The sequence below is a fragment of the Paraburkholderia sp. EG286A genome, from assembly GCF_040965375.1.
Lineage (GTDB): Bacteria > Pseudomonadota > Gammaproteobacteria > Burkholderiales > Burkholderiaceae > Paraburkholderia.
In genome coordinates this window covers 43,037-68,154 of the sequence record NZ_JBFRCB010000012.1, presented here as the reverse complement: position 1 = coordinate 68,154, position 25,118 = coordinate 43,037, and the positions used below count along the sequence as shown (strand labels likewise).

Annotated in this window: 23 protein-coding genes and 2 pseudogenes; 13 read left to right on the top strand and 12 right to left on the bottom strand. The window is 61.3% G+C overall.

What is annotated here, in order from left to right:
- Position 1 precedes the first annotated feature (1 nt).
- The 6 genes from AB4Y35_RS37705 to AB4Y35_RS37680 are packed head-to-tail and all read left to right on the top strand — an operon-like array spanning position 2 to position 7,623.
- The gene (locus tag AB4Y35_RS37705) at positions 2 to 2,098 is read left to right on the top strand and encodes an FUSC family protein (protein WP_368708450.1); all 2,097 of its coding nucleotides are present in this window, start codon (positions 2 to 4) and stop codon (positions 2,096 to 2,098) included.
- Positions 2,095 to 3,579: an MdtP family multidrug efflux transporter outer membrane subunit gene (locus tag AB4Y35_RS37700; protein ID WP_368708449.1), complete on the top strand. Its 1,485-nt coding sequence runs from the start codon at positions 2,095 to 2,097 to the stop codon at positions 3,577 to 3,579. Before AB4Y35_RS37705 ends, AB4Y35_RS37700 begins: the two co-directional genes overlap by 4 nt.
- A gap of 8 nt (positions 3,580 to 3,587) precedes the next feature.
- Positions 3,588 to 4,037, top strand: a complete 450-nt coding sequence (locus AB4Y35_RS37695; protein ID WP_368708448.1) for a MarR family winged helix-turn-helix transcriptional regulator — start codon at positions 3,588 to 3,590, stop codon at positions 4,035 to 4,037.
- Between the two features lie 19 nt (positions 4,038 to 4,056).
- Positions 4,057 to 5,352, top strand: coding sequence for a paraquat-inducible protein A (locus tag AB4Y35_RS37690; protein WP_368708447.1), 1,296 nt, complete (start codon positions 4,057 to 4,059; stop codon positions 5,350 to 5,352).
- The gene (locus tag AB4Y35_RS37685) at positions 5,345 to 6,976 is read left to right on the top strand and encodes an intermembrane transport protein PqiB (RefSeq protein WP_368708446.1); all 1,632 of its coding nucleotides are present in this window, start codon (positions 5,345 to 5,347) and stop codon (positions 6,974 to 6,976) included. Before AB4Y35_RS37690 ends, AB4Y35_RS37685 begins: the two co-directional genes overlap by 8 nt.
- Positions 6,976 to 7,623, top strand: coding sequence for a membrane integrity-associated transporter subunit PqiC (locus AB4Y35_RS37680; RefSeq protein ID WP_368708508.1), 648 nt, complete (start codon positions 6,976 to 6,978; stop codon positions 7,621 to 7,623). Before AB4Y35_RS37685 ends, AB4Y35_RS37680 begins: the two co-directional genes overlap by 1 nt.
- Before the next feature lie 524 nt (positions 7,624 to 8,147).
- On the opposite strand, the pseudogene AB4Y35_RS37675 reads toward AB4Y35_RS37680, so the two are convergent.
- Positions 8,148 to 8,535 (bottom strand): annotated as a pseudogene (locus AB4Y35_RS37675) (LysR family transcriptional regulator).
- Between the two features lie 155 nt (positions 8,536 to 8,690).
- Here AB4Y35_RS37675 and AB4Y35_RS37670 point away from each other — a divergent pair.
- A pseudogene (locus AB4Y35_RS37670) lies at positions 8,691 to 9,104 on the top strand (alcohol dehydrogenase catalytic domain-containing protein); the annotation flags it as partial.
- 117 nt (positions 9,105 to 9,221) lie between these two features.
- On the top strand, positions 9,222 to 9,869 hold the full coding sequence (locus AB4Y35_RS37665; RefSeq protein WP_368708445.1) for a flavin reductase family protein: 648 nt from the start codon (positions 9,222 to 9,224) through the stop codon (positions 9,867 to 9,869).
- 152 nt (positions 9,870 to 10,021) lie between these two features.
- On the opposite strand, the gene AB4Y35_RS37660 is transcribed toward AB4Y35_RS37665, so the two are convergent.
- Positions 10,022 to 10,399, bottom strand: coding sequence for a VOC family protein (locus AB4Y35_RS37660; protein ID WP_368708444.1), 378 nt, complete (start codon positions 10,397 to 10,399; stop codon positions 10,022 to 10,024).
- Between the two features lie 170 nt (positions 10,400 to 10,569).
- Here AB4Y35_RS37660 and AB4Y35_RS37655 point away from each other — a divergent pair, with 170 nt between their 5' ends.
- Positions 10,570 to 11,280, top strand: a complete 711-nt coding sequence (locus tag AB4Y35_RS37655; RefSeq protein ID WP_368708443.1) for a helix-turn-helix transcriptional regulator — start codon at positions 10,570 to 10,572, stop codon at positions 11,278 to 11,280.
- Positions 11,281 to 11,412: 132 nt separating this feature from the next.
- On the opposite strand, the gene AB4Y35_RS37650 is transcribed toward AB4Y35_RS37655, so the two are convergent.
- The 9 genes from AB4Y35_RS37650 to AB4Y35_RS37610 all read right to left on the bottom strand — a co-directional run bounded on the left by AB4Y35_RS37650 (position 11,413) and on the right by AB4Y35_RS37610 (position 20,386).
- A complete protein-coding gene (locus tag AB4Y35_RS37650) occupies positions 11,413 to 12,414 on the bottom strand; it encodes a cyclase family protein (protein ID WP_368708442.1) in 1,002 nt (333 codons plus the stop codon).
- A gap of 293 nt (positions 12,415 to 12,707) precedes the next feature.
- Entirely contained in the window at positions 12,708 to 13,034 is a 327-nt protein-coding gene (locus AB4Y35_RS37645; protein ID WP_368708441.1) for an IS3 family transposase, read from the bottom strand.
- An 80-nt stretch (positions 13,035 to 13,114) separates the two neighbouring features.
- Complete coding sequence (locus AB4Y35_RS37640) at positions 13,115 to 13,432, bottom strand: transposase (protein WP_368708440.1); 318 nt, start codon at positions 13,430 to 13,432, stop codon at positions 13,115 to 13,117.
- A gap of 268 nt (positions 13,433 to 13,700) precedes the next feature.
- Entirely contained in the window at positions 13,701 to 14,981 is a 1,281-nt protein-coding gene (locus AB4Y35_RS37635; protein WP_368708439.1) for a DUF445 domain-containing protein, read from the bottom strand.
- Between the two features lie 5 nt (positions 14,982 to 14,986).
- On the bottom strand, positions 14,987 to 15,820 hold the full coding sequence (gene phaZ, locus AB4Y35_RS37630) for a poly(3-hydroxyalkanoate) depolymerase (RefSeq protein ID WP_368708507.1): 834 nt from the start codon (positions 15,818 to 15,820) through the stop codon (positions 14,987 to 14,989).
- A gap of 67 nt (positions 15,821 to 15,887) precedes the next feature.
- The gene (locus tag AB4Y35_RS37625; protein WP_368708438.1) at positions 15,888 to 16,310 is read right to left on the bottom strand and encodes a phasin family protein; all 423 of its coding nucleotides are present in this window, start codon (positions 16,308 to 16,310) and stop codon (positions 15,888 to 15,890) included.
- A 57-nt stretch (positions 16,311 to 16,367) separates the two neighbouring features.
- Positions 16,368 to 18,074 (bottom strand): alpha/beta fold hydrolase, encoded by a 1,707-nt coding sequence (locus AB4Y35_RS37620; protein ID WP_368708437.1) that lies wholly within the window; start codon positions 18,072 to 18,074, stop codon positions 16,368 to 16,370.
- A gap of 45 nt (positions 18,075 to 18,119) precedes the next feature.
- Positions 18,120 to 18,584, bottom strand: a complete 465-nt coding sequence (locus AB4Y35_RS37615; protein WP_368708436.1) for a MaoC family dehydratase — start codon at positions 18,582 to 18,584, stop codon at positions 18,120 to 18,122.
- A 167-nt stretch (positions 18,585 to 18,751) separates the two neighbouring features.
- Positions 18,752 to 20,386, bottom strand: a complete 1,635-nt coding sequence (locus AB4Y35_RS37610) for an AMP-binding protein (protein ID WP_368708435.1) — start codon at positions 20,384 to 20,386, stop codon at positions 18,752 to 18,754.
- A 318-nt stretch (positions 20,387 to 20,704) separates the two neighbouring features.
- Here AB4Y35_RS37610 and AB4Y35_RS37605 point away from each other — a divergent pair, with 318 nt between their 5' ends.
- The 3 genes from AB4Y35_RS37605 to AB4Y35_RS37595 all read left to right on the top strand — a co-directional run bounded on the left by AB4Y35_RS37605 (position 20,705) and on the right by AB4Y35_RS37595 (position 22,341).
- Complete coding sequence (locus AB4Y35_RS37605) at positions 20,705 to 21,823, top strand: AraC family transcriptional regulator (RefSeq protein ID WP_368708434.1); 1,119 nt, start codon at positions 20,705 to 20,707, stop codon at positions 21,821 to 21,823.
- 59 nt (positions 21,824 to 21,882) lie between these two features.
- Positions 21,883 to 22,083 (top strand): hypothetical protein, encoded by a 201-nt coding sequence (locus AB4Y35_RS37600; protein ID WP_368708433.1) that lies wholly within the window; start codon positions 21,883 to 21,885, stop codon positions 22,081 to 22,083.
- 90 nt (positions 22,084 to 22,173) lie between these two features.
- Positions 22,174 to 22,341 carry a hypothetical protein gene (locus AB4Y35_RS37595; protein WP_368708432.1) on the top strand — a complete coding sequence of 56 codons (168 nt, stop codon included), beginning with the start codon at positions 22,174 to 22,176 and terminating at the stop codon, positions 22,339 to 22,341.
- A gap of 690 nt (positions 22,342 to 23,031) precedes the next feature.
- Here AB4Y35_RS37595 and AB4Y35_RS37590 read toward each other — a convergent pair.
- Positions 23,032 to 23,898: a LysR family transcriptional regulator gene (locus AB4Y35_RS37590; protein ID WP_368708431.1), complete on the bottom strand. Its 867-nt coding sequence runs from the start codon at positions 23,896 to 23,898 to the stop codon at positions 23,032 to 23,034.
- 155 nt (positions 23,899 to 24,053) lie between these two features.
- Between AB4Y35_RS37590 and AB4Y35_RS37585 the strand changes: the two genes are divergently transcribed.
- Complete coding sequence (locus tag AB4Y35_RS37585; protein WP_368708430.1) at positions 24,054 to 25,085, top strand: NAD(P)H-quinone oxidoreductase; 1,032 nt, start codon at positions 24,054 to 24,056, stop codon at positions 25,083 to 25,085.
- The last annotated feature ends 33 nt before the right edge of the window (positions 25,086 to 25,118 follow it).

Here is a 25,118-nt window from a genome sequence, read left to right as displayed (position 1 = left end):
CATGAACGCAGGGCAGTCCTCATTGAATAGTCTCGAACGACTCGTACAGTTCGTCGGTGGTGAAATTCGTCCATACCCTGGGCGCATGAACGTGACAATGCGCTGCGTGCTCACGAGTGCGCTTGTCATCGTGACATCCATGGCGCTGCAAGTGCCGCTTCTGGCGTTGTCGCTGATTGTCGTGTTCTACGTGACGCAGTCGAATGTCGTGATGACGCGCCTCGTCGGCATTCTTTTTATCGTCGGATCGACGGTGGCGGTCGGCACTGCGCTTCTTGTACTCGAGTTCACCTACGACTACCCACTGGCAAGAATTCTGCTAGCCGGAGCACTGTTCTTTTTCAGCGTTTACATGATGCGGGTGACCCGGATTGGCGTCGTGTTCTTTATCGTCGGCATCGTCGTCATCTACGCGCAGACCTTCGTCGATCAGACCGATCAGGCGGAGTTGCTGGTGCGCGCGGTATTGTGGGTATGGGTTGCGGTCAACTACGCGATCGCACTGACGCTCGTGATCAACACGCTGTTCCTGCCCGCTGAACCGGTGCACCAGCTCGAAGCCGCCATGTGCCGTCAACTGGACGCAATAGACGCGAGACTGGCGAGTCTCGAACAACGCACAGCGGTTGCAGGCGGGCCCGGCGCCCGTGAATTCCAGGCTGGCGTGCTGACGCTCCAGAAGCTGCTCCGTTTCGCCACGATGCGAGACACTGTGTATCGCGCGAACCAGGCGTTCCACCTTGCGAGAGTCGTGACGGTTTCGCGCCTGCATGCCGCGACCGGCCATATGCCGGCCTCCGAAGCAGGAATAGCGGACGGCGCGGTGTCTGTAGTTCGCAACGCCTGCCACAGGCTAGGCGAGTCGATCAAGATGGAAACGCAATTTGTAGCCCCGCGCGCGCTGGGCGATTTGACGGCAGATGGCTTGCCTGGCGCGCTGGCGGAGATGCGTGACGCACTGTTGGCATTTTCGGATCGTTCTGCTGCCCCGCTCGCCGCTGAATCTCCCGCTGAAAAGGAGCGCTTGCTGGTACCCGATGCCTTTACCAACCCGGTCTATGCGCAGTTCGCACTGAAGGTGCTGATGGCGGCCATGCTCAGCTATGTCTTCTATATCGCAACCGATTGGCGAGGCATACACACGATGATGCTGAGCTGTCTGATCGTCGCGCAACCCAGCCTTGGTGCAACGACCCAGCGTGCGGTGCTCCGGCTCGGCGGCGCCTTGATCGGCAGTGCACTGGCTCTCGCGCTGGTCGTGTGGGTCGTGCCACATCTCGACGGAATAGTCGGGCTATTGATGATGGCCTTGCCGGTAATCGCGCTGGGGGCCTGGGTGTCCGCCGGCTCGGAACGCATCAGCTATGCCGGCACCCAGATCATGTTCACGTTTGCGCTGGCCTTGCTGGACCAGTTTGGTCCGACCACTAATCTCACCGAAATCCGCGATCGGATGTGCGGGATTTTGCTAGGCGTTGCCGTATCGACGGTCGTGCACGCGTGTTTGTGGCCCGAGGCCGAGGGCGAAGCACTGCGTCAGCGCGTTGCGCGGCTGCTACGCCGGATCGGTGAGCAACTCCGCTCGGGTATGGGCGGGCCGGTGCCTGGCGGCGTGTGGATCGAGCTGAGCGATTCTGAGTCGATGGCCGCGCGTGTCGCATTGGAGCCGGGCTGGCAGATGGCCGAAGGACAGCCGGAAGGTTTGACCTTGCGTATGCAGTCGCTGCTCGCCCGGGTGAGGGAAATCCTTCTGGCCACCGACGCGTTTGGCGCGGAGCGGCGGTCGCTGAGTTCGTCCGCCGGGACTGCTGCGGAGGCGACCGCGTTTCAGGCCGAGCTTGCCGCGTTACTCGACGGCTACGCGCGCGAGTTGTCCGAGCATCCGCTAACCGCCAATGCGCCGCCGACCGCCGCTCTCGAAGCATTGTCGGCATGCTGCCGGGCCGATCTCTCGACGCAGCCGACCGATCTCCAGCACGCCGCCTATACACGATTGCTGGCGACGGCCCGGAACCTGGCCGATCAAATATCGGGTCTGCCGGCCTGGGCGCCTGAACAAGCCCACTCTGTATTCACCTCGCGAGCTTCGCAAGCATGACCGTTTCGTTGATTCGTTCTTCACATTCAGCGCTGCGCTGTGTCGCCGTTGTTGCCCTGATGTGCGGCATGTCCGCCTGCGCGTTGATTCGGCACGACAGCAAACCAGTGTCGACGCTGGATGCCGAACGTATCCGCGTCGCCAACGACATTCATCTTGTGAGTGACGCCTGGCCATCGGCTCGTTGGTGGACCGGCTATGGCGATCCGCAACTCAACGCACTGGTCGAGCGTGCGCTCGCCGACTCGCCGACCATGGCAATCGCCCGGACGCGCGTATCCCAGGCGAAATCCGGTGTCGATCTCGCCAGAGCGGGAAGCAATTTGCAGGTGACCGCCATTGGCGCAGTGGATCGCCAACGAGTGTCGAGTAACGGCTTCCTGAGCGCGTATTCCGGCAATCAGCCGCTATTGGGCGCGACAGGCCCCTGGTACACGGCTGGCATTGTCGGTCTAGGGGCGAGTCTTGACGTCGATATTTGGGGTAAGCAGCGCGCGCAGGTGGCGGCAGCGTTGGGGGTGCAGAATGCGCGACGGGTGGAGACGTCGGCGGTCGAACTGGAGATTTCCGCAGACGTCGCACAGCTTTACTACGGCATTCAAACGACCTCGGCTCTCATCGACCTGCAGGAGCAATTGCAGGATGTCGCCGACTTTTCCCTGAATGCACACGCCGCGCGCGCGTCTCGCGGCCTCGAGGCACAGACGCCAACCGAGCTCGCACGCGCGCAGAAACTGGCGGCGCAACGGCAGATCGTGGCCGCCCAGGGGCGCATCCGGCGGATGCGCGAATCGTTGCGCGCGCTGATCGGGGCGGGGCCTGGCGATCTGGGTGAGATCAAGTCCGTAGCGTTGCCGACGCCACCATCCTCATTGCCAACGACGCTTTCGTACGAATTGCTGGCGAGACGCCCCGATCTGCAAGCGATGCGCTGGTATGTCGAAGCGTCGTTCGACAAGATCGATGCGGCAAAGGCCGCGTTTTATCCCAGTTTCGACATCAAGGCATTTTTTGGTGTCAACGCACTGCATTTGAGCGATCTGTTCACGCACGCAAGCCAGCAAATCAACCTGGTTCCCGGTTTGTACCTGCCGATATTCGATGGTGGCCTGCTCAACGCGAATCTCAGCGGGGCACGCGCCGCGAGCAACCTGCTGATTCTTCAGTATAACCAGTCGGTGTTGAACGCCGTGCGCGACGTTGCGATGACGGGCAGCCAACTACAGGATCTCGATGCCGAAGCAAAGCTGCAAACGCAGAAGATCCAGGCGGTGACGTTTGCCGAGCGGGGCGCCGACGCCCACTATCGCACTGGACTGGAGAGCCAGTTATCCGCGGTGGAAGCGAAGCAGGCCGTGATTGTCGAGCGCATTGCGCTGCTCGACATCGATGGGCAGCGGATCGGCCAGGATATTGCGCTAACCAAGGCGCTGGGCGGTGGATATCGCGCAGAGGCTCCGGTTGTCCTGAAACCACGGTAGGGCAGAGAATGGACGACAGGTTCGTTCCATCCAGTAGCGGCGATCAATCGCACGCAGCGGATGGATTTCGCCTGATTCTGAGCGTTCAGCTCGCAGTCAGGCGACTGGTGAACCAGAGAACGTTGACAACGCTTGACATGCCGTTCCCGCAAGTCAGTGCACTCGTGGAACTCGCGCGTGGCGAAAGCGTGTCATGTAACGAACTCGCGGAACGGCTCGCATACGACGCAAGCCATATTTCGCGCCTGACGCACGATCTCGAGAGCCGCAGGTTGATCGCGCGTCACCGCAACGAGCGGGACCGTCGCGCGCTGGATCTCTTGCTCACGTCGACCGGTCTGGTGACTGCCGCGCAAGCTTCATCGCTACTGATGGAGGCTGAGAACACCATCCTGAGCGGATTCACGGCTGAGGAGCGGGGGGGTCTCAAGCGGCTCCTTCAGCGGATCCTCAGGTAAATGAACTGACTTACGCCACGTGTCCCAACTTGATTTGATTGCTTGTCACGCTTGTGACGCTTTGTTATCCAAGCCGAGCCTTGGTGGAAAAGAGGTCGCGCACTGCCCGCGCTGCAAGGCATTGCTCTATCGCGGCAATGCTTCGAATCTCGAGCGCATTCTCGCGCTGTCCCTCGCGGCGCTGGTCCTGTTCGTGATTGCGCAAAGCTTTCCGATCCTCGAAATGGAGGTCGACGGCATACGCGTGCAGACCACGCTGATCGGCGCGCTGGTGGCGCTCTGGACCCAGGGCATGCGCATCGTCGCGGCGATGGTGTTCTGCTCGACGCTTCTGTTCCCGCTCGTTGAAATCGTTGCATTGCTGTACCTGCTGTTCCCGATGCGCGCGGGCGTCCTGCCGCCGGCGTTCAATCAGGTATTGCGCGTGACGCAGTTCGTGCGGCCGTGGGGAATGATTGAGGTGTTCGTGCTCGGGATTCTCGTCACGATCGTGAAGATGGTGACGCTCGCGCAGGTGATCCCGGAGGCGGCGCTCTTTGCGTTCGCGGCGGTGACGCTGATTCTTGCCGTCGTGCTGATGTTCGATCTGCGCACGCTCTGGGACGTCGCGGACCAAATTCGTGCACGTGGTGCGCTGGCGGTACCGCGCGACATGCCTGCCATGCGGGGCGCCCGCGCAATGAGGCTTTCGACCGCTGCCCGTGCGGGCCTCGCGAATTGCCATGTCTGTGGTGACTTGCAGGAACTGTCGCGCCCCGGCGTGCAAGCACACTGCTCGCGCTGTGGCATTGCGCTGCACCTGCGCATACCTGCGAGCGTCGAGCGCACATGGGCATTCCTGATTGCTGCGGCCATCCTTTACGTTCCGGCGAATCTGCTACCGATCATGCACACCACGTCGATCGCGGGCTCGCAGGACAACACGATCATGAGCGGCATTGTCTATTTCTGGGTCTCTGGCGCATGGCCCCTCGCTTTTGTGGTGTTTGTCGCAAGCGTGCTCGTGCCAATGCTCAAGCTCATTGCGCTGCTTATCCTTGTCGTCAGCGCTCAGTGCCGGTCCAGTTGGCGTCCACTCGAACGGGCGAAACTCTATCGTCTTGTCGAACGAATCGGCCGATGGTCGATGCTCGATATTTTTGTGGTGACGCTCACGGTCGCGCTGGTCAACTTCGGTCCGCTCGCGTCGATCACGGCGGGGCCCGGTGCGCTCGCATTCGGGTCAGTAGTGATCCTGACGATGGTCGCGTCGATGCAGTTCGATCCGCGCCTGGTCTGGGACGACGTTGAAATATCGGAGGAACTTCATGATTAACTCGCACGGCTCGCCAAACGACCGGAATGGCGGGCAGCCATCTTCATCCGATCCCGTCGTGTCGCGGCACGGCGGCTGGAGGCCGTCGCTCGTGTGGCTGGTGCCGTTCATCGCGGCGCTGATCGGCATTGGACTGGTCGCCAGGTCTGTGCTCGAGCGTGGGCCCGACATCACGATCAGCTTTCGCACTGCGGAAGGGCTCGAGCCCGGCAAGACGCAAGTCAAATACAAGGACGTCGAGATCGGCATGGTCAAGACGATCACGCTGTCGAAGGACTTGTCGCACGTGCTCGTTGAAGTTCAACTGACCAAGCAGGCCGAGAAATTCGCCGTGAAGGGTACGCGGTTCTGGGTCGTGCGCCCGCGCATCGGCGTGGGGGGCGTGTCGGGGCTCGGCACCTTGCTTTCCGGTGCGCACATTGGCGCGGACGCCGGCCGTTCGCAGGACACCCAGGACGCGTTCACCGGGCTCGAGGCCCCGCCTGCGGTGACGGTCGACCAGAAAGGCACGTCGTTTGTCCTACACGGCAACTCGCTTGGCTCGATCAATACGGGCTCGCCCGTCTATTACCGGCACCTTCAGGTCGGTCAGGTCGTCGGCTTCTCGCTCAACAAGGACGGCACGGGCGTCACGTTCCACGTGTTCGTGAACGCACCGTACGACCAATACGTCGGCCTCGATTCGCGTTGGTGGCAGGCGAGCGGGATCGATTTACGGCTCGATTCCAGCGGCTTCAAGCTGAACACGCAGTCGCTCGCCTCAGTGGTGCTCGGCGGTATTGCGTTCCAGTCGCCGCCAGGCCAGCCGGTCGGCAGTGCCGCGCCGAACAACGCATCCTTCCAGCTAAGCGCCGATGAGGCCGATGCCATGCACACTCCGGACGGCGAGCCGGTGCAGGTCGTCATGAACTTCAACCAGTCGCTACGCGGCCTGGCTGTGGGCGCCACGGTGGATTTTCGCGGTATCGAACTCGGGAAGGTGACGAACATCGGTGTTGATTACGACCCGAAGGCCAAAAACTTTACGATGCCAGTGACGATAGAACTCTACCCCGACCGGCTCGGCAAGCGCTTTCGAGACACGATCCGTAGTGAGGGGGTGACCCAGCGTCGCGAGATTCTGCAGCGGCTCGTCGAGCGGGGGTTACGTGGTCAGTTGCGCACAGGAAATCTGCTGACGAGTCAGCTGTATGTCGCGCTCGACTTCTTCCCGAACGCACCCGCCGTGAAGCTCGACATCAGAAAGGATACGGTCGAGTTGCCGACCATCCCGAATACGCTCGACGAATTGCAACTGCAGGTTGCCGACATCACCAGAAAGCTGGACAAGGTACCGTTCGATGAGATTGGCAATAACCTGAATTCGGCGCTGAAGAACGCAGATGGGTTGTTCAAGCAGCTCAACACGCAGGTCGCGCCTGAGGCGCGCGATACGCTTTCGGCGGCCAAACAAACGTTCTCGAGCGCGCAAGCGACGCTGCAGCAGGATTCGCCGCTGCAATCGGACGTGCACAGCGCCCTCAAGGAACTGACACGCACGTTGCAGTCGCTCAACATGTTGGCCGACTATCTGGAGCGGCACCCTGAGGCGCTGTTGCAGGGCAAGCCAGGAGAGAAGAATTGATTTCCAGTTTTGAACGTTCGTTCTACCGTCTCGCGGGCGCGGGCGCCCTGCTGGCGTCGCTCGCGGCATGTTCGTCGCCACCGGAGCGTTTCTATACGCTGGATACCGTTGACCCGGCGACCGTACACACGGAGCCCAACAATCCGTCATTCCTGATCCAGCTGGTCGCAGTCGATGTGCCCGAGCAGGTTGAGAGAAGTCAGTTCGTCGTGCAAAAGAGTGCGACACAAGTCGACGTAGTGGAGCGGGAGCGGTGGATATCGCTGCCCAGCGAGGAGATTTGTCACGCGTTGTCGTCCGCGCTGGCAACACGCCTCGACACGATCGATGTCGCCAATTCGGCGAGCCCCCCAGCGATCCCGGTTTACCGGGTTAGCGTGAACGTGGAGCGCTTCGAGTCGTGGCCGGGAAAGCGGGCATCGATCGATGCGGTCTGGAGCGTGCGCTCGCTCGCCAGCCAGGCGGTGATGACCTGTCATTCCGACGTTTCAGTGGAGATCGGCCCCGGATACGACGCACTGGTGGCCGGCCATCGTCAGGCGGTCGGCCAGCTTGCCACACAGATAGCGAGCGTCGTGCAGGCGATTGCCGGCACGACGCAGCAAGCAAAAAACGCCATCGCGTGGAATTGCCCTCGGATAAGTTAACCGATTCAAAGAACCGCGCCCTTGCGCGCTGAACAGGACGTTTATGACTGGAATTGCTATCGTCACGTCGGAATACCTGTATGACGCTTTGAAGTTCATCTCTTTGGAAATTTTCGGTGCGACCGCCGCATGTTTCTTCGTTGCTGCTGTGATTGCTGCAATTTGCGTTCGACGTGTCAGGACGGGCTCGCCTGGACGAAACGGCTGAACATGCGCCTGCGCAAGACGCGCTCGACTGGCGCACACCGGCAGAAGTTTTTGTGACGAGGGCCGCAAACAAGCAGGGTATTGAAATTGAACGAAGCTGTGCCGCGTTCGAGGGAACACTCTTGGCCACTTGCCATTTCGGCTTCAACGCCCCAGAAGGTCCGCTTTCCGCTCGAACGCGGTTGGGTGAAAATACCGGCCCACCACCTACGGACATTTCGCCATGCATCAGCAGGAGTCCAGGTTTTGACTGCCGCTTGTCGGTCGCTCAGGGGAAAGAGTTAGCACCTCCGTTGTCACGAGCAGCGCATTTGCTGCTACGCGCCGAACGCTAAGACGATCTCGTCGATCGTCACACGGATGCGCGCCGTGTGCCGCAAATCCTGATGCGTGACGAGCCAAACTTCGTACCGCGCGTCGTCGGAACGGTCTGGCCAGATCAGCTCGAGACCGCATCGTTCGCCCATTGGCACAGGGAGCTGCCGATTGCTCCATCGCCTCGGCCGCGCGGATCGCGATCCGGCCAGCCGGCGTAAGCTCATAGCCGTTCGATGTACGCAGGAACAGCGTCGCGCCGAGCGCGTGCTCGAAGGCTGCAAGTCTGCGGCCTACCGTCGCCTGATCGATGTCGAGCGCGCGGGCAGCGGCGCGCAAAGTTCTTTCCCGCTGGAGAGCGACGAAGATGCGCGCGTCGTCCCAGTTCATGTCGCCTCCGGCATGATGCAAATTTGCATCATATGTTCGGTAAATTGCTGCATGTCAGGCCCCGGCTGCACCGCTACACTTTTTCAAGCGATGCGGCAATTCTGGGCGGACGCCCGAAACCGCGGCGCATCCGGCATTTGAAGAGGATTGAAGTCGTGTCACATGAAACAAAAGGCATTCCCGTGGCGATGACCGCGATCAACGTCGCGCGGCCGGGCGGCCCGGACGTGCTGGCACGCGAGCAGCGCGATGTTCCTGCACCGGCCAACGACGAAGTGCTGATCCGCATTGATGCGGCCGGCGTGAACGGTCCCGACGTGTTTCAGCGCAAGGGGTTGTACGATCCGCCGCCGTTCGCATCGGACATTCCCGGGCTCGAAGTCGCGGGCGCGATCGTGTCCGTCGGGCGCAACGTGACCCGATTCGCGGTTGGCGATCTCGTCTGTGCGCTGGTCCCGAGCGGCGGCTATGCGGAGTACGCGGTCGCGCATGAGAGCAACACCCTGGCGATCCCGGAAGGTCTCTCGACGATAGAAGCGGCCGCGATGCCTGAAACCTCTTGGACGGTATAGCTGAACCTGTTCCAGCGCGGCATGTTCGCGGCAGGCGCAGTTCAGGCATGCAATGCGCGCGCTGCAAGCCGCCGCGCTAGCCTGGTACACTCACATCTCTGACTACACCCTCTTATGACTGACGCAATCTACCACTACTACGAACCGTCACAAGGCCACGGTTTGCAGCATGATCCATTGAATTCGATTGTCGGTCCTAGGCCCATCGGCTGGATTTCCACGCGCGGCGGCAACGGCACGAACAATCTCGCGCCATACAGCTTTTTTAACGCCTTCAACTACCATCCGCCGATCATCGGGTTCGCGAGCATCAACGCGAAGGACAGCCTGCGCAACGTACAAGAAACGGGGGAGTTTGTCTGGAACCTCACCACACGCGATCTCGCCGAAAAAATGAATGCAACGTGTGCAATGGCGCCCTACGAAGTCGACGAGTTTGAACTGGCCGGGCTGACTCCAGCTCCGTCACGGCAAGTTGCCGTTCCACGCGTGGCGGAGAGTGGCGTCAACTTCGAATGCAGGCTCACCGATGTGATCCAGCTTCGCAATCACACGGGCACGCCTGTTACCACCTGGCTCGTGTTGGGAGAAGTCGTGGCTGTTCACATTCGCCAGGACCTGCTTAAAGACGGCAACTTCGACACCTTCGGCGCAGGCATCATTCTTCGGGCAGGTGGCCCATCGGCCTATGCACTCGTCGCACCCGAGAGTCGATTCGATATTGGGCGCCCGCCCGGGGCGAGTCTCCCCCCCGCACGATGACGGAGGATAATGCCGCTCGCTTGTGAAAAGCCGTTAGACCCTGGAAGCTACCGTTAGCTTAATCCCGGCTCAAGCGGCTGTGGGGGGCGTCAGGTGCCAATTGCGAAGGTCGAGTGAAAAGGTATCGCAAAGGTGTGACACGGCTGCGTGTGTCAGCTTTTGTGCACGACTTCAAATGAATATCCGTCGGGATCGAATACATCGGCGGCATAGTAGCCCGGGTAGTATTCCAACCGGGCACGGGGCGAGATGTTGTTCGTTGCGCCGGCTGCAATGGCGGCTTTGTAGAACGCATCAACGGTCTGGCGATCGGGCGCAATGAAACCCCAATGGATCGCAGCGGGATTCGGTGTTCCCTGCTTCAACCAGAAACAAGCACTCTGGCCGTCGCCGAATCCCCATAGATCCGGATGGCCGTTTTCGCCTTTGTAGGGCATAAAACAACGGATGCCGAGCGGTTCGAGCGCGGCTTCATAAAACGCGAGCGAGCGTACCATATCGCTTACGGTCAGGATGATGTGATCGAGCATGGGTTCAGTTCTCCATTGAAATCGGGAATCGATCATAAGGGCTGCTGCTGTCAGTTCCTGTCAGGAGCAGGATTTCCCGCCGGCTAGCGGTTGCTGTCGACGGCTACAATCTTGGAGCGCTGCCGGAGCATTCGCCGGCAGCCCGGAGCATTGCAGAGAGGGAGCCTTGCATGTCACGTTCGGGGCGGTTGCTGCGCCTGATGGAGTTTCTGCGCACGAGGCGGCGCCCGGTAACGGCCGCCCGGCTCGCGGACGAGCTCGCGGTTTCGGAACGGACGATCTATCGCGATGTGGCGGAGTTGATGGCGCAGGGTGTGCCCGTCGAAGGCAGTGCGGGTGTCGGTTATCTGCTGAAGCCCGGCTATTTCCTGCCGCCACTGATGTTCGCTCGCGAGGAGCTCGAGGCGATCATGCTGGGTCTGCGCTACGTCGATCAGCGCGGCGATGATGTGCTGAAAACGGCTGCCAAAGCAGCGAGGGCGAAGATCAGCGCCGTGTTGCCGCCGGAAGCGGCTGTGACGCTCGATCTGCCGCTGGCCCTGCCTGGGCCGTCGGCAGCGTCCTTTCCCGACAATGTGGTTGAGCTCGACCGTCTGCGTGCGGCAATCCGGGCGCAACGCCGCCTGGAGATTGTCTATGCCGATGCAGCCGGGCGTCGCTCGCAACGCGTGGTCTGGCCCGTACAGATCGGCTTCATGGATAGCGCACGCGTGCTTGCCGCCTGGTGTGAACTGCGAGGAGCCTTTCGCACATTCCGGACCGATCGGATTCTTTCGGCAGTCGAGGTCTCGCGCTACCCGGCCCGGCGTGCGGAACTGATAGCCGTATTGCACGAGCATCTGGCGCTCTCGACCTACGAACAGGCTGCTGACAAAACCTGAAAGCCGTTTCGGCCACACTGTGCGTCTTCTGTCTATCGGAATTCTGCACGTAGCCGGTGCGCGCGTCATGAGCGAAGGCAGCAACGTCAGCGACAACAAGGCTGCGCGGCGCGAGCGTGGGTACCCTGCCAGCTATTTGATGACCACTGGATTGACGGGTGCACCGCTACCGTTGACTACCTTGAGCGGCGCCGCCGTGTAGAGAAACGACCATTGCGCGTCGTTAGCACAGTCAGCAGCAAGGGGGGCGAGTTGAGCGATTTCCGTTAGCGTTACGCCGAGATTGCGCATCAACGCGTTGTGCAGCGGTAGCGCTACACATGATTCCGGGTCGACTGTAACTTCGTTCGCGATGGTGTCGGTTACCAAGTTGGGAATCTCCATCTTTGGGAACCATTCGACGAGCCCCGGGCTATAGGTAAGGCCGGGTTCTACAAAGGTTCGATAAAAATCGGTCCGGTCGCGCTCGTAGAATGAGCCGATCCATCCGGTCCGAATAACGAGGATGTCGCGCTTCTCGATTCTTACGCCTTGCGCTTCGGCCGCGTCGAGAAGGTCGAGATGGGTGAAGGTTTCACCCGGATCAAGTACGGCCTTGCCGCAATGGCGCGCCATGTCGATCAGCACGCCGCGCTCCGCGATCGGTAGCACACTGGCCTTCTCGAGTCCGCCAATGGTCGACTTCGCATCGTAGCCGTTCCACAGCTTGTCGTCGTACCAGACGTGTCCTAAAGCGTCGTATTGGGTCGAGCCTTGCAGATACATGATCATCATGTCGTCCGCATATTCTGCGAGCCCAGGAAAGAGCGGGCCTTTACCGCAAAGATAGTGGCCTTTATCCATCACGTTGAAACGTTGCGGCTGGGAGCGTCCCGGCCAGACCGGATCACCCTTGGGATTGCACATCTTAATTTGTAGCGTGAAAATTTTGCCGGATCGGACCGCCGCGACTCCTCGCAATACTTCGGCCTCGGTCAGGTAGTTGACCGCCCCGACTTCGTCGTCGGCTCCCCACTTGGCTTCAACACTACTACGAGCTGCTCCGCCCCTTGGTGGCGCATCGCTACTTTCGGCCTCGCCTATCCGGCTTGAGCCTTTCGCTTGGCATCGCCACCGAAGGTTCCCGCAGTTCAAGGTAAGAGCCCGGATCGGGCTGACGCTGCCTCTATGCCGGACACCGCCGGGACCGTAAGCAGGTATCGTCCCGGCTGATCGCGGGGCAACATCTCTCCCCGGTTTTGATGTCGTCTGAGTACTTTCGACACTTGAACGGCAGTTCACGGTTGTTCGTCTTTCTCGATCCATACCTGACGTCTTCACGACGCCTTTTCCATGACTCTCACGGTCGGGACTTTTGACCCAAGCCGCTCATGGCGGTTTGCCACCTGCTCCTGCAAGCCGATGGCGAGGGGCCATACCCTCATCTCCTACGCCGCTTGCTGCGGCACACTGGCGTCCGCCACCCACAGCACGTTCGCCGCCCCGGCGCAGAAGTGCCGACGCACCAGATCCGGAGCGCGCCGTGTCCCCGTGCGTTGCCGCGTGGTGTGTGGCCAGCGCCGCCGGCTCGCACCATGCAGGCCGGCCATGCGCATCAGGCGTGCGACCCTCTTGAGTCCCACGTGCACGCCTTCACGCGCGAGCTGTGCATGGATACGTGGCGCCCCATACGTGCCGCGCGAACTCGCATGCAGCGTACGGATGCGCTCGAGCAGTTGCGCATCGCTACACGAGCGTTTCGCTGGCTCACGCACCGCCCACGCGTACTAGCCACTCGTGGAGACCCTGAGCAGCCGCGCCATCGTCGCAATGGGCCACCTGGCCCGGTTCGCCCTCATGAATCCGTACCGCCCTTCGGTGGAACGGCTCCCGTCTCCCTCGCGAACCAGGCCGCAGCCTGCGAGAGAATGTCCCTCTCCACCTTCAGCTGCCGGTTCTCACGACGCAGCCGCGTGAGTTCCTGCCGCTCGGCCGCGGTTAGCCCATCGTGACGCACGCCCGCATCACGATCGGCCTGCGCGACCCAGTTGTTGATCGTCTGTTCGGTCGGTTCGAACTCGCGAGCGAGTTCTTCGGGCGTACGTCCAGCTTTCACCAGCTCGACCATGTGGGCCCGAAATTCAACAGGGTATGGGGTACGATGCCTGCCCATTTCGACACCTCCTGATCAAAAGGATAGGTGTCCGTTTTCGCGGGTCAATCTCACGCGGGCGCGCGGGTAACCTTCTTTTAACCGCCTCGCCCACAAAAATGCGGACAGGCTCCCGCATTCCATAATCGGTATGGCTACCTGATGACTCTACCCGACCCGGCGGCTAGTCTGACAGTGCCTGCGAGGGCAGTCTCGCTAGCGAACACCTGGCCTCGGCAAGCTCAGCGGGTTACGCAGAAAGACCCGGCTGACTCCGGCTGACGCTGTCTCAGCATGTCATAACACACTCACATGTGTGTATGAGCAGACCCACAAGACCACCAACGAGAGTACCATTTATCCGAATGAATTGTAGATCGCGGCCTATTTCCGCTTCGATCCTGGCGCTCACCTCGCGCGCACTCCACCCCTTTACAACGTCAGTGATCAGGCCGGACAGCTGACGGCGATAGCGCAACACCAGCAGCCGCGCCACCTCAATCCACCATGCGTTCAACGTCCTCTGCATTGAGGTCTCACTTGCAATGCTTCGGCCGAAGGCCATCAAGGCGCTTGCAATCATGCCTTGCACGACGGACGCCTCGCTCTGCGCATCCGCGGTGACGCACGACCGTACGCGATCGAGCAGCACGCGGTAGTAGTCGCCTCCTTTGACATGCCGAATGCAGTCGCGCAGCACGCGTCTGCCAAACCGCCGGTATGCGGCAGCGGTTTGCAGATTGAAAGTCAGGTCCTGCACGGCCTCATCGAACTGACCACGAAGCTCATGATCGGGATTCGCAGCAACTTCGTGTATCAGTGCGATGATCCCTTCCACAAACCTGTTGACGATATAGGCATCGAGCGGCGCCGGCGTGAATCGTGATGCCTCGCTGAACTTCGCCTTGATCAGCGCTACATTGGCCGTCAACCAGCGCTCCACGGCGGCCAAAGCGCGATCGAGCAAATGCTGATGACGATTGCCTTCGGTGAGAATACCCAAGACCTGGCCGGAGATGCGGGAAACGTCGAGCATGCGCAGCTGAGGGAGCAGCAGCCGATCGAACAGGTTTTCCACGTCCGACTCGTCGACGCGATCCAGCAGCCGAGGGAGCGAATCGACCACGACGTCGGCCATCGCCGAACTATTTTCCCGCTCCGTGAGCCAACCCGCCAGCGCTTGCGCCGCGTTGTACTCGCCCATTCGCCCGACAAGGAGTTCGGGGGTCAGAAAATTCTCCTCGATGAAGCTTCCGAGGCTCTCCGCTATGCGCGCCTGGTTTTGCGGAATAATGGCCGTATGAGGCATCGCAAGCCCCAAAGGATGGCGGAACAGCGCGACCACCGCGTACCAGTCCGCAAACGCACCTACCGCAGCCGCTTCCGCAAACGCACGCGGCCATGCGAGCCACGGATAGTCCGCCTGCCAGATGACACAGACAACCAGCAGAACCATCATCGCCGCAAGCAGGCAGGTCGCCGTCGCGCGCATGCGCCGCAGCCGAGCGAGCTTGTCGCTGCCGACTGCGCAGGCCTTCGCGCCCACGAGATTGTCGTCCTCGTCAGCCATCGAGCTCAAATCGTCTCCTGCTCGAGAAACCGCTTGACGATCGGAGCCACTTCCTTTGCGCGCGTAATCAGGAACAGGTGGCCGTCGTCAATCACGTGAAGGGTCGCGTTTCGAATCCGGGCGGCCAGAATCTTTGCGTTTGTGAGCGGCACGATCGGGTCGTCGTTGCCGTGCATGACGAGCGTCTTTTGCGGGAGTCCGCCGAGCCACGGCAGACTCGTCCAGCCCGATGCGGCCAGCAATTGATACAAGTATCCGCGGCCGCGTGGCGCCTGAATATGCCGGCTATGCGCTTCGAGCAGCGAGGCGTCGCGCCGGTATGCGCCTCCGTAGATCTCCGCCCCGATTTGCTTCATCCAGGCTGGGTCGGTATAGCGTCTGGGTCCGATCAGCTTCGAAAGCACCGACAGCCGGGCGGGCACCATGATTACCCCAGGGGACGTCGCCGCCAGGATCAACCGCCGGCAACGCCTCGGGTAAAGATGCGCGAACTGCTGTGCCAGCGCCCCGCCCCAGGATACGCCGAGCACGTCAACGGACCCCGCGTAACCCAGCCGCGTCAGCAGCTTGTCGGACAGAACGGCGAGTGTCGAGAATCGATATGGAATCAAAGGAGCGGGCGAGCCACCCACGCCAGGGACGTCGAAAGCGATCACTGTGACATCCTTGAGTGCTGCAACGAACGGCTCAACCAGTTCGAGATTCGCGCCGATGCCGTTGAAAAGCAGCAGCGGCGGCGATGCATCGCGAGCGCGCCGGACTGCGACACGCAGCAACTGACCGTCCAGATCGATCATCTCGATCTGCATGGCGTCGACAATCTCCGGGCTAGTTTGCATTTCGGTCATCCGGTCGTCCCCTGATTGGACAGTGCGTTGTGCTGGCGGCTCGCACCAACCTGCTATGTCACTTCTTCGGTTGCATCCGCGCCTTGAGCTCTTCGACGTGCTCGGCGAAGCGCTTCGTGACGACGGCGACGCTGTCGGTCTGGGCGCGATACGCCATGTCAGCAAGAACCTGCACGTCAACGAAAGCCCTTTGAAGCGCATCCTTCACGCCCTCCCCTGCGGCCAGGCCGCGTTCACTGCCCGGCGTCGTGAGCCGCGAGACAAGCGACTGCAGCTCGCTCATCGTCGAGCGGAGAATATCCACCTGCTTTTGGCCGAGTTCCTGCACGCCTGCGAGCATGGTCATGTTGGCCGCGGCGAGGGCCTCAACATCTTTACGACGCGATGCGAGGAACGCGCGGACATCCACGCCGGGAAGCTTGAACTGCGTGATGAGTTTCGTGTATTCGGCAAACATGCCGTTTCCATTGATTTCTACCATGATGCACCTCCTGTTGAATTGCCAAAAAAATGCTTCGTCTTGTGGCTGGGAACCCAGTCACCCTTCCAGCACATAAGTCCCTGGTGCGCATGCGATGCCTGGATGCCGTTCGCTGCCAGGCGTCGCTGGCGCGACACGTTTTTCCCCGGAGCGGGCGACCAGCCAGTCCCGCCAGTTGCTCCACCAGGAGTCCTTCTCGACCTGCGCATTGTCCAGCCACGCGTCGGCATTCGCGGGCAATGCGGGATTAAGGAAGTATTTGGCCTTAGGGTTGCCGGGCGGATTGATCAGGCTCTGGATGTGGCCGCTCGAGCTCAGGACAAAACGGGTATGGCCACCGAACCCTCTTGCCGTGTTGTACACACCCTTCCACGGCGTAATGTGGTCCGTCATGCCCGCCACCACGTACTTGTCGCACGTGACTTTCGACAGGTCGATCGGCGTGCCCAGCACCGTCAGTGCGCCAGGCTTCCTGAAAAGATTCCCGATGAAAATATCGAGCAGCTGGCCATGAAACCTGGCCGGAAGCCGGGTCGTATCATTGTTCCAGTAAAGCACGTCGAACGCGGGCGGCGCATTGCCCAGCAGATAGTTATTGACCCAGTAGTTCCATACCAGATCATTGGGGCGCATCCACGCGAAAACACGCCCCATCTCTTCACCCGTCAGCACGCCGCGCGAGATGCTGTGCTGCCTGGCGGCCGCCACGGCTTCCGGCGTCGCAAAGAGACCAAGTTGAGAATCCGCGGTGTTGTCAAGCACGGCCACCATTAGCGTGGTGGCGTTGACCTTTTTTTCTCCCCGGCTTGCGAGATGCCCGAGCAGCGCCGAGATCGTCATCGCGCCGGAGCAGGCGCCGTGCAGGTTGATGTCGTCGCACCCCGTGATTTCACGCACAGCCTCGACAGCCTCGACCAGCGCGCTGACGTAGGTGTCGAGATCCCAGTGGCCCTGAGCAGCAGTCGGATTGCGCCAGCTCACGACAAAGACCTGCAGTTCGTTCTTGAGCAGATAGTCGACGATGCTCCTGCCCTCGGCCAGATCAAAAATATAGAACTTGTTGATCTGGGGCGGCACAATCAGTTGCGGCCGGCTGTACACGTCCGGCGTCACCGGCGCGTACTGGATCAGTTCGAGCAATTCGTTGCGAAATACAACCGATCCTTTGGACGTGCCGAGGTTCTTGCCCACTTCGAATGCCGTCTTGTCGACCTGCGCGGGCATGCCCTGATTCTTGAGCATGTCCGTCAAGGCATTGTTGAAGCCCTCCAGCAAGCTGGTGCCGCCCGAATCCACGACCTTCTTGAGCGCAGCGGGGTTGCCCAGCAACGTGTTCGTCGGCGAGGCGGCGTCCGTGATCAGCGACGTCACGAACGTTGCCCGCTCCCTCGTGTTCGCGTCCAGCCCCGAGCGCTCGACGAAGCCCGAAAGCGAGTCTCGCCAAGCCAGGTAGCCTTGCAGCGTCATGCGATACAGCGGGTTGTCCTGCCAGGCGATATCAGCGAAGCGTTTGTCACCCTGAGGCGGCGCGGTTGACGCCTTGCCCGATAGGATGCCGAACATCTCGCGTGCAAGGGCCATTTCCTGTTCCATCACCAGCGCGGGTTGCCGCATGGCCTGGGCCCCGATCTGCTGCACGGTTGCGAGGATATCGCAAGGACGCAAGCCGATGAACGGATTGGGGCCCGGCAGGACTTCTTCGACCGACGCGGCAAACGCTTTCGTGTTGTCGCTTTGCCGGGGAGTTTCACTGGTTACTGCCATTTTCCGCTCCTCAAGAATATCTTCCGTTTTTTTCGCAGAGACGAATCACGCGATCAGCATCGCAAGCGTCTCGGCGATCAGTGCAGGCTTGTCCTCGCCTTCGATTTCCAGCGAGTTCGACGTCTTGATGAGGACCCGGTCTCCCCCCTTGTGCTCGACCGACACGAGCGTGACGCGGCTACGCACGCGCGCCCCCGCTTTCACCGGCATCATGAAGCGGACCTTGTCGAGGCCGTAGTTCAATCCAGCCCTTGCATCTCTGGGGACGATGCCGATTTCGATCGCCAGACTGGCCAGCAACGACAAGGTCAGATATCCGTGAGCGATGGTTCCGCCGAAAGGGCTTTCGCCTTTCGCACGCTCTACATCGACATGTATCCATTGCCTGTCGCCTGTACACGCGGCGAACGCATCGATACGCGCCTGATCGATGACCACCCAGTCCGACACGCCCAGCTCGCAACCCATAAAGTCGCCCAGGGTATCAATGCCGTAGTTCTCCAAACCCATCTTTTATACTCCTCAATATTCTATGGATAGCTTCTTCTCATCTTTTATTGCGAATCTCGCCCAGACACATTATCAGGACTATTGAATATATTTTGCGCATCTAACCGGCGCATTCCGCCTGCTGCTGGGTAGTTTTCTCCGGTCTTTTGTCCTGCAGCCCGCGACGGCTAATTGGTGTTCAGCAGCGCTCGCCGGAGAATCTTTCCGACGTTGGACTTCGGCAAGGCATCCACGAACAGCACGAGCTTCGGCACCTTGTAGGCTGCCATGTTGGCGCGGCAATGGCCGATGAGTGCTGCTTCGGTCACGTCTGCACCCGGCGCCCTGGTGACGAACAACTTGACCGCTTCGCCCGTCCTGGCGTCCGGCACGCCGACGCACGCGCACTCCGCAACGCCGTCGAACGCCGTCACGACCGCCTCCACTTCGTTCGGGTAGACGTTGAAGCCTGAAACGAGCACCATGTCCTTCTTTCGGTCGACGATCCTCAAGAAACCCCTGTCGTCGAAGACACCGATATCACCCGTGCGGAAGTAACCATCCGCCGTGAACGCTTGCTGGTTGGCCTCGGGCTTCTCCCAGTAGCCGCGCATCACCTGGGGTCCTTTCACGCAGATTTCTCCGGGTTCATCAGTGCCGGCTTCACGGCCGTTGTCGTCGAGCAGGATGACGTCGGTGGACGGAACGGGCAGGCCCGCAGTACCCGTAAAATCGTCGATGAACTGCGGATTGAACGTCACCACGGGTGACGTTTCCGAAAGACCATAGCCTTCCCGGATGAAATTGCCTGTCACGGCTTTCCATCGGGCCGAGACCACATCGATGATCGCCGCGCCGCCGCCGGCTGACAGCTTCAGACGCGACCAGTCCACCTCCTTCAGCCGTGGATGGCTGGCGAGCCCCGCGTACAGCGTGTTCACCCCGAAGAAAGCCGTAGGCCGCGCGGCCTTCAGCACGTCGATGAAGTCGTCGATCTGTCGTGGATTGGCAATGAGCCAGTTTTCCGCCCCAATTGCGAAATACGACAGGAAATTCGCCATAAAAGCGAAGATGTGATACAGGGGAATCGCGGTGACGACGACCTCCTCTCCCGGCCGCTGCACATCCGGCATGAACGCCCGAAACTGCTCGATATTGGCAACAAGATTGCGGTGCGACAGTGCAGCGCCCTTCGACAGCCCGGTCGTGCCACCCGTGTATTGCAGCAACAGCAGATCGCTTCCATCCAGCGCGACTGGATCGTGCATGAGCCGCCCGCCTTCCCTGACTGCAGTTGTCAGCGTGACCGTCTCGAGCGGGAACGCGCAATGCCCACTCGCCCTGCCGGCCGCTCCGCCGATATCGTCGGGCCCCACCGTGATCACAGTCTCGACCCGCGTCCGATCGATCACGTCCGCGAGCGTTGCCGCCGAACCATTGCAGACCACGATCGCCCTGGCGTCCGAGTCGTTGAGCTGATGTTCGAGCTCGCGCGCGGTATAGAGCGGATTGACGTTGACCAGGATCGCGCCGATCCGGGAGATGGCGACGAATGCGATCGGAAACGCCAGGACGTTGGGCAGCATCACGGCCACGCGTTCGCCTTTGTGAATCCCGGCGACCTGCTGCAGCCAGGCGGCCAATGCCGAGGCCAGCCGGTCGACATCCCCATAGGTCAGCATCTGACCGGCCGCGTGAAACGCGGGCTTATCGGAGAACCGACGCATGGCATCGTCCAGCAATCCATTCACGCAGGGGTATCGATCGGCGTCGATCTCGGCGGGAAGCGAGCCGTACGACGCAATCCAGTGTCTCTTGATCATGTAGTTATCCTTCGGGGGCTGGCGCGAACCGTTCACCCGAATCACGGGAACCGCTTCCGGATCGTCTACGCGCCGCTGGCACGACGGTGTCTGGCGTACCACGCAGACCGTCTCTCCTTTGGGAACTATCACGCGCCTGCCATGCTTTGCCTATGATCGAAACAGACAGAAAATCTGTCCGGGAATGTTGCGGCGCACAAGCACCTGGTCGAAGTAACGTACACGCCCCCCGTTCGGGCATGGCTGCGGTGGCAGCGATAAACCGGATGCAAGAATCACGTCCCCGGAGCGAGCATCGAGTCGGACTCGACACCCATCATGCAGCGCAAAGCAACCCTGAAACCAGCGGCAACGCGTTTCACCGCCGCCCGGCCACCAGCCGCCACGCAGCCCGCCACGCTGTCCGCGAAACGCTTCTCTCCGTCGAAGCTCGCGGCCTTGATCGAGGCTGCTTCGAAATTGGGGCTGGACGCGAGTGGGATACTGGCCGGCACGGGCCTGGATTCCCAGGCGATCGCCGATCCCTTCACACTCACGTCATCCCAGCAGTTCCTGACGGCAGCGCGAAACGCAGTCCGTCTCCATACCCATTCCGACCTTGGTGTGCGGGTGGGGTGTCTGCTGCACGCCTCAAGCTACGGGATGTTTGGCTACGCGATGCTATGCTCGGAAACCATGGCTCAGGCCTTTGATTCGGCGGTCAGATTTCATCAGCTCTCGAACGGCTTGCTCGACATTCGCTGGGCCAAACAGGGTGACACGGCGTCCTGGTTCTTTCCCTCCCGGGAAGAGGTCATGCTGCCGGAACTCGACTCGTCGCTGCATGAATTCCTGATCGACCTGCAGTTTGCGGTACACGTGACCGTCATCAAGGACGTCATGGGGGGATGGTGCTTGCCGGCGCGTGCACAATTCTCTCGAGATCAACCGGCGCATGCGGCGCTGCTGTCCGAGGCCCTCGAGTGCCCTGTCACGTTCGACCAGCCGGGTAACGTGCTGAGCTACCCGGCGGCGTGGCTGTCGCGCGCCCCGCAACTCGCCCACCCGATCACGGCCGCGCAGGTATCGTCGCAGTGCGCACAGCTGCTCGAAGAACTCCGCAGTCAGTCCGCAATCACGCGGCGCGTCTACGAGGAACTGACGCGCACCCCAGGGCGGTTTCCCGAAATCGAGGCGATCGCCGAGGGCATGTGCATGAGCGCGCGCACGCTGCACCGGAAACTCGATGCTGCGGGCACGTCGTACAGCGAACTACTGACGAATGTGCGCAAGGCGCTTGCGATCGACTACCTGGACACGACCACGCTAAGCATCGAAGATATCGCTCAAGCCCTGAGCTTCAGCGATGCGGTGAGTTTCCGGCACGCCTTCAAGCGTTGGACCGGCAAGAACCCGAGCGAAGTGCGCCACACCCGAGGAAAGGAAGCACCGACGTAAGCGCCGCCGCCTGTGCAGACCACGTATTCCTCATTCTGGCCATGCGATGCGCCAGCGACATGGACCGCAATCTGCGCGACAACGATCGCAACGCGCCGGAGTTATTCAAACGCATCGTGCATTTCTGCGAAAAATATGACGCGGCGGCCTTCGATCCCGATGCGCAAACGCTGCCGTTAGATTTCTTCGAGTCGGGAGACCGCGCCAAAACGGGGGCTGAAGTCGGGTCCCAGCGAACATGGCCGATAGGAAGTTTATAGTGGGTCGATGGACTCAGGCACTTCCGATCCGTCGTCCATCCTCCTGCTGCGAATCAGTCTGCGCGGCGTCATCCCCCGGTCTGGCGGCGAGTGTTGATTCCCGAGCAAATCACGATTGCGCAACTGCATCAGGTGCTGCAACTCGTCATGGGATGGAACGACGAACACCTGAACCGGTTCATCATCCGCGGATGCGTTACGGTGGCCATCGCGGCGGTGCGCTCCAGTTCTTCGACGGCCCAGACACCCTCCCACTAGTGGTGTTTGGCCTGTACGAAAAGGACTACAAGGGCTTCCCCGTTGAGCGCAAGCTCAATCGCGGATTTCTGTTGTTGCTTTGCCGTTGCCTGCGTTACGTGAGAAGGTGGAGGACTGCGGTACTACAAACGGTCATCGTGGGCTAATGGCCCGGACCCTGATGAAAGACGCGCGCGGGGGCCTCGTTCGATTATCGGGATTGAAGTACGCCTCGCGCGGGTCCAAACCGCTTCACATCACCGCTGGCAGTGCAAAGTGATCTCCCATCTGGTCATGGTCAGATAGCTTTACGGCATGGATACCAGTGTTTTAATTTAAATGGCATTTTCAGTCCAGAGTCTAAAACATGAGAAAGCTGTTACCGCGAAAACGTGCCGGCGTCCTCCTGTGGCGCCGTGCTGCGCGCCATGGCCATGACATCGTGAAATCCTCGAAGCTCAATGGCGATAAGCCGCACGCAATCGAGTCTCCCCTCTGGGGCGCATTTGGCCCATCGCATCCGGCAGTAGTCGGCCCAACTACGGACATCCGCCTTTCACTGAGACGGACATTTGTGCGTCCGCTCCGCCCGCATAACGGGCTGCCTTGTGCCGATAAACTCAATTGGGGCGTAGGCGTTGATTGCCGCTATCCGGTACCTCAAGGGGGAAGAAGTTAGAACCTCCCATGCCACGAGCGGGGTTTTCGCTGCTATCCGCCGAACGCAACGACGATCTCTTCGATCGTCACGCGGATGCGCGCCGTGTGCCGCAGATCCTGATGCGTGACGAGCCAAACCTCATACGAAGCGTCGTTTGTACGGTCCGCCCAGATCCGCACAAGGCCGTCTCGTTCGCCCATTGGCACAGGTATCTCGCTGATGCCGAGCCCGGCCTTGAGTGCCGCGCGCAACGTCAGGTTCGTGTTCAGCCGTGCGACGATGCGGCCGTCCGTCAGCGGTTCCCCGACGAACGCCGGCACCCGCGCCTTGGCGAAATACGGCTGGTAGACGACAAGATCATGCCCGGCGAACCGCTCGCCCGGCACCGGTTCGCCATGGCGCCGCACATAGTCGTGCGACGCGAACAGCCCCACTTCCCAGCGCGCCAGGCGGCGGGCGAGCAGATCCGCATTTCGCGGCTTGACGGTCCGGATCGCGATGTCGGCTTCGCGCTTCGCGAGATTGAGGAGCATGGTCGTCGTGTCGAGCATCACCGATACGTCCGGATGCTTCGCATGCAGGCGTTCGAGGGCCGGCATCACGAACTCGTGGGCCAGCGCATCCGTCGTCGAGAGCTTCACCTCGCCGGCGAGCCGCTTGTCCACGCCTTGCGTGTGGCGCACGAGATCGTGTGCGGACTCCTCCATCGCCTCGGCTGCACGGATCGCGATCCTCCCGACCGGCGTGAGCTCATAGCCGCTCGACGTACGCAGGAACAGCGTCGCGCCGAGCGCGTGCTCGAGCGCCGCAAGCCTGCGGCCCACCGTGGCCTGATCGATGTCGAGCGCGCGGGCGGCGGCGCGCAAGGTCCTTTCCCGATGAAGCGCGACGAAGATGCGCGCGTCGTCCCAGTTCATGTCGCCCCCCGGCGTGATGCAAATTTGCATCATACGACCAGCAATTCGCTGCACGTCAAGCGCAGGCTGCGCGACTACACTTTTTCAACCGATGCGGCGATTCGGCGGGTCGCTCGAATCCGCAGCGCATCCGGCATTTTAGAAGGGATGATGTTGTGTCACACGAAACTAAAGGCATACCCGCGACGATGACCGCGATCGACATTACGAGGGCGGGCGGCCCGGACGTGCTGGCACCCGTGCAGCGTTCTGTTCCCGCGCCGGCCGACGGCGAAGTGCTGATCCACATTCATGCGGCCGGTGTGAACGGCCCTGACGTGCTGCAGCGCAAAGGGTTGTACGATCCGCCACCGGACGCGTCGGACATTCCCGGGCTCGAAGTCGCAGGCAAAATCGTGTCCGTCGGGCGCGATGTGACCCGGTTCGCGGTCGGCGATCTCGTCTGCGCGCTGGTCCCGGGGGGCGGCTATGCGGAGTACGCCGTCGCGAACGAGAGCAACACGCTTGCGGTTCCCGACGGTCTCACGATGGTCGAGGCGGCCGCGATCCCCGAAACCTTTCTGACGGTATGGCTGAACCTGTTCCAGCGCGGCAAGTTCAAGGCTGGCGAAAGCGTGCTGATCCATGGCGGCGCATCGGGGATCGGCACCACGGCGACGATGCTCGCGAAGGCGTTCGGCGCCTCGAAGATCATCTCGACGGTCGGCTCCGACGCGCACCGCACCGCAAGCCTCGCGCTCGGTGCCGATGTCGCGGTTGACTACCGCAACGAGGATTTCGTCGAGGAGGTCATCCGCGCGACGGATGGGCGCGGCGTCGACGTAGTCGTCGATATCATTGCCGGTGATTACGTCGCGCGGAATTACGCGGCGGCCGCGATGAACGGCCGTATCGTGCAGATCGGCGTGATCAAGGGGCCCGCGCAAGCACTCGACCTGATCCCGATGCTGGCGAAGCGCCTCATGCACATCGGCTCGACGCTGCGCTCGCGCACGCACGAGGAAAAGGCGGAGCTGATCGAGGATCTCAGGCGATCGGTGTGGCCGCACATCCGGCGTGGCGCGGTGAAGCCGGTGATCTATCGGACCTTCGATCTCGACGATGCGCGCGGCGCGCATGCTCTGATGGACTCGGGCACGCATATCGGCAAGATCGTGCTGACAACCCGGGCGGCACGTGCAGCCTGACGCGCAGCTCCGGCCACCTGACTTGCCATTACC